Here is a 4,418-nt window from a genome sequence, read left to right on the forward strand (position 1 = left end):
ACTGGGTACTGAGTACTGGGTACTGAGTACTGGGTACTGAGTACTGGGTACTGAGTACTGGGTACTGAGTACTGGGTACTGAGTACTGGGTACTGAGTACTGGGTACTGAGTACTGGGTACTGGGTACTGAAACCTGAAACCCAAAACCTGCCCCCCCGTCTGGCCTCGCCGGCGGACCGAAGTTTGCGATACCGGGTGCAAAACACCCCCTTTACGGCGGAGTTTGACGGTTAGGCGAGCCCCTGGAAGAGTGGAAAGGCCAGAAATCGGGTTTTGTCAAGCCAGAATTCCTTGACCGATACTAATTTTGTTCTAGAGTTGACTGTCAGGAGTGGCTGTCCCTACCTCCCAATAGTGACGCCGCATTGAACCGGCCTACAGCGATCTTGCCGAATGACCTCCCGTCGGACGCTGGTTCGCCCCGTAGGCATCAATTCGATTTATCAGGCCGGTCAACGAAAGGACTGAAACAATGTTGGTTTTATCGCGAAAAAAGAACGAGAGTATTGTCATCAACAACGACATCAAGATCGTTGTTGTCGAGATCCGTGGCGACAAGGTTCGACTCGGCGTGGAGGCTCCACGCGAAGTCCCTGTGCACCGCCGCGAAGTCTACGAGGCGATTCAGAAAAGTTTGGAGTCGGGAGACGCGGCCGTCGACGCATAGTGTCTCACACGGCGACGAGGTTTTCTTCGAAGGACCGGCCCAGTAGCGTTTTTTCCCAAGCAGACGCCTGATCTGGCCGCCCCCGAGCCCCCACCACGGTGCGTCATTTCTGTCTTGCTCGTCGATTCGAGCAAAAATTGCGCCGTTTTTCCGAGTGGGCGACACGAACCCTTGACGGTTCCTTGGGGTCTTCGCTAAAACTCCGCCCAGTGATGAGTCACCCAGGTTGCTCATCGCCATGGCCCCTTCGTCTAGCGGTCTAGGACACCGCCCTTTCACGGCGGCGACACGGGTTCGAGTCCCGTAGGGGTCACCTGCAACAATCCCCGGATGGTGTTTCCAAACGCCATCCGGGGATTTTTTTTTGCGCCGATCAGCGACATCCTTCGCGAGCCCGGGCAGTGCGGTGAGCGGAACATCCAGGCGGCCCCTCAACGAGATCGAGCCAACCTGCCACGGACGCATCAGCCTGCCACGGACGCATCAGCCTGCCACGGACGCATCAGCCTGCCACGGACGCATCAGCCTGCCACGGACGATTCAGCCTGCCACGGACGCCCAACCTGCCACGGACGATTCGGCCGCTGGTATGATCCTCGTTGCCTTTCACCCCGAGGATCCCCATGAAGTCCATCATCACGCCCGCACTGCTGTTTCTCGTTTCGCTGCTCTGCTTGCCAGTCGGCTCGTTGGCGGCCCCGCCGAATCTGGTCGTGTTTCTCGCCGACGACGCGGGCTGGGGTGATTTCAGCTGGTCCGGCAATCGACAAGTCTCCACCCCCAACATCGACTCGATCGCCAAGGGCGGTGTGTCGCTGGACCGATTTTACGTGTGCTCGGTGTGCGCCCCGACACGGGCGGAATTTCTGACCGGGCGCTACCACCCACGTGGCGGCGTTAGCGGCGTGTCGACGGGCAAGGAGCGGCTCGACCCCGACGAAAAAACCATCGCCGATGCCTTCCACGCAGCCGGCTACGCGACCGGTGCGTTCGGAAAGTGGCACAACGGCAGCCAATGGCCTTACCATCCCATGGCCCGCGGTTTCGATGAATACTTCGGCCACACTGCCGGGCATTGGGGCGAGTACTTTGACGCGCCGTTGGAAGAAAACGGGCGCATGGTCCGCACTCAAGGCTACATCGTCGATGTCTGCACCGATCGCGCCCTGGATTTCATCGATCGAAACAAAGCCCATCCGTTCGTTTGTTACGTCCCCTTCACCACGCCACACTCCCCCTGGACGGCACCGGAAAAGGACTGGCAGCGTTTCAAAGACAAACCGATCACGCAACGTGCCACCGACACCAAGGCGGAGGTCGACGACCACACGCGCTGCGCGTTGGCGATGGTCGAAAATCAAGACTGGAACGTCGGCCGGGTGCTCGATCGACTTGCCCAACACGGCATCGATGACAACACCATCGTCGTTTATTTCTCCGACAACGGCCCCAACAGCCACCGCTGGACCGGCGGCATGAAGGGCCGCAAAGGCACCACCGACGAAGGCGGCCTGCGATCGGTCTGCTACATCCGATGGCCCGCCAAGTTGCCGGCCGGGCACACCGTCACACCGATCTGCGGCGCGATCGACCTGATGCCGACCCTGACATCCCTGGCCGGCGTGAAACGAGTCGGTGACAAACCGCTCGATGGGCGCGACCTGACACCCTTGTTGATGCAACCGACGGCGGATCATCAGAACACTGACTGGACCGAACATCGGCACTTCTCCCACTGGGCGAACAAGGTCAGCGTGCGAACTCAAACGCATCGTTTGGACCACCAAGGCAACTTGTTTGACATGATCGCCGACCCGGGACAAACGACTCCAGTGAATGCACAGCAACCCGAACTCGCGGCGGAACTGACCGCAGCGGTCAAAGCCTGGCGTCAAGAGATGTTCGGAACCGATGCGCCGGCACCGCGGCAGCCCGCGAACAGAAAGAAGGGCGGCCAATCGATCGATCCTCGCCCTTTCACCGTCGGCTATCGCGAATTCCCGATCACGATGCTGCCGGCCCGTGACGGTGAACCGCGCGGCGGCGTCCGACGCAGCAGCGGCGCCCCCAACTGCTCGTACTTCGTCAACTGGACCAGCACCGACGACAGCATGGTCTGGCTGATCGAGGTGAACACGGCGGGCCGTTATGGTGTCACGATCGATTACACCTGCAAGGTTCCCGATGCCGGCTCGACGATCGAACTGAGCTTCAGCGGCGCGAAGCTGACGGGCAAAGTCGCGCCCGGCTGGGATCCGCCGCTGTACACCAACCAGGACACGCTGGAACGGCCCAAAGGCGAAAGCCAGATGAAAGAATTCCGAACGCTCGAGCTTGGCCAGATCGACCTGCCCGCCGGCACCGGGCCGCTGACCTTGCGCGCGACCGACATCCCCGGCCAATCCGTGATGGACGTCCGCCGGGTCACATTGACCCTGTTGCCTTAAGTTAAGAAATTGACGCAGCACCAGACCTGCTGACGCACGCCCCTAATGCGAGTGCTTGATGAGTGATTTGTATGTGAACCAACGGTTGACGATTCCGTCGTCGGAATTGGCGATCAGCGCTGCGCGAAGCAGTGGTCCGGGCGGACAGAACGTGAACAAGGTGAATTCCAAGATCACGCTGCGATGGTCACCGGAAAAATGCACCGCGATCGATCCGGGTTGGCGAAACCGCTTCATCGCCCGCCACGCCAATCGGATCACCAAAGACGGTGAGCTGGTCTTGCACAGCGAACGCTACCGCGACCAACCGCGGAATCTGGCCGACGCCCGGTTTCGGCTGGTCGAAATGCTGCTGGAATGCCGAGAACCGGCCAAGAAGCGAAAGAAAACCCGGCCGACGCTAGGCAGCAAACGTCGCCGCAAGGAAGCCAAAACCAAACTCAGCCAGAAAAAACAAAGCCGCCGACAATCATTCGGCGACTAGCTGTCGCGGCAACTGCAAACGAAAACAACATCCGCTGCCGCTGGGCGGATCCAGGATCACGATCGCTCCGCCGTGCTCTTTGAGGATTTTCGCGCTGACGGGCAACCCCAGCCCTGTCCCCCGCGCGCCTTTTCTCGATTCGAACAGCGAAAAAATCTTTTGCCGATCCTCGGGCGAGACTCCGGGTCCGTTGTCGATCACGTCGATGTACCATCCCGCTTGATCGTCGTACCCGGTTTCGACTTTGACCTTGCCCACCTCTGCCGGCGGATCATTCTCGTTCTGCTCCTGCAATTCGGGTTCATGGTCACCTTTGACGGCATCGATCGCATTGGTGACCAGATTCAAAATCGCCTGATGCATCGCGTCGGGATCAAAAAACGCGGGAGGCATTCTGGCACCGGTCTGCAAGGTCAATTCGACACCGGATTCACCGGCCCGGCTGGCCATCAACTCGACCACATCGGCCGCGGTTTCGTTCAAGTCGGCTTCGACCTTTTGTGGCTGACGTTCTTTGGAGAACGTCAACATGTCCATCACGAGATTGGAGATCCGTTCTTGATTGCGATCGACCATGCCCCAGCCCCGGCGGACGGCATCGGTGTCGTCTCGTTTCAGTCCTGCTTCGATCAGATAACTTCCGCCGCGAATGCCTTGCAGGATGTTCTTCACGTGATGCGAGAGCGTGGCGATGGTTTGCCCCATGGCGGCCAGGCGTTCGCTTTGCAGCAGCGCGGAGTAGTAGAACGTGTCCTCGATCGCCAACGCCGCTTGATGCCCGATGGCCGTGATCAGCCGCAGGTGCTCGTCGGTGAAGCG

Annotated in this window: 4 protein-coding genes and 1 tRNA gene; 4 read left to right on the plus strand and 1 reads right to left on the minus strand. The window is 59.8% G+C overall.

Annotation, left to right across the window (positions count from 1 at the left end; all coding sequences use genetic code 11):
• Positions 1–473 precede the first annotated feature (473 nt).
• From csrA to arfB, 4 genes are all read left to right on the plus strand, one after another.
• The gene (gene csrA / locus ABX749_RS23660; RefSeq protein WP_095742250.1) at positions 474–668 is read left to right on the plus strand and encodes a carbon storage regulator CsrA; all 195 of its coding nucleotides are present in this window, start codon (positions 474–476) and stop codon (positions 666–668) included.
• Positions 669–908: 240 nt separating this feature from the next.
• Positions 909–981: transfer RNA gene (locus ABX749_RS23665), tRNA-Glu, on the plus strand.
• A gap of 310 nt (positions 982–1,291) precedes the next feature.
• The gene (locus ABX749_RS23670; RefSeq protein WP_372898168.1) at positions 1,292–3,115 is read left to right on the plus strand and encodes a sulfatase-like hydrolase/transferase; all 1,824 of its coding nucleotides are present in this window, start codon (positions 1,292–1,294) and stop codon (positions 3,113–3,115) included.
• Between the two features lie 58 nt (positions 3,116–3,173).
• Positions 3,174–3,599 (plus strand): alternative ribosome rescue aminoacyl-tRNA hydrolase ArfB, encoded by a 426-nt coding sequence (gene arfB, locus ABX749_RS23675; protein WP_145218348.1) that lies wholly within the window; start codon positions 3,174–3,176, stop codon positions 3,597–3,599.
• Here the strand turns inward: arfB and ABX749_RS23680 are convergent.
• Positions 3,585–4,418 (minus strand): PAS domain-containing sensor histidine kinase (locus ABX749_RS23680; protein ID WP_372898169.1); only part of this gene is annotated, 834 nt, incomplete at its 5' end. The two genes, arfB and ABX749_RS23680, sit on opposite strands and share 15 nt — an antisense overlap.

It is taken from the genome of Stieleria sp. (assembly GCF_041595215.1).
GTDB lineage: Bacteria > Planctomycetota > Planctomycetia > Pirellulales > Pirellulaceae > Stieleria > Stieleria magnilauensis.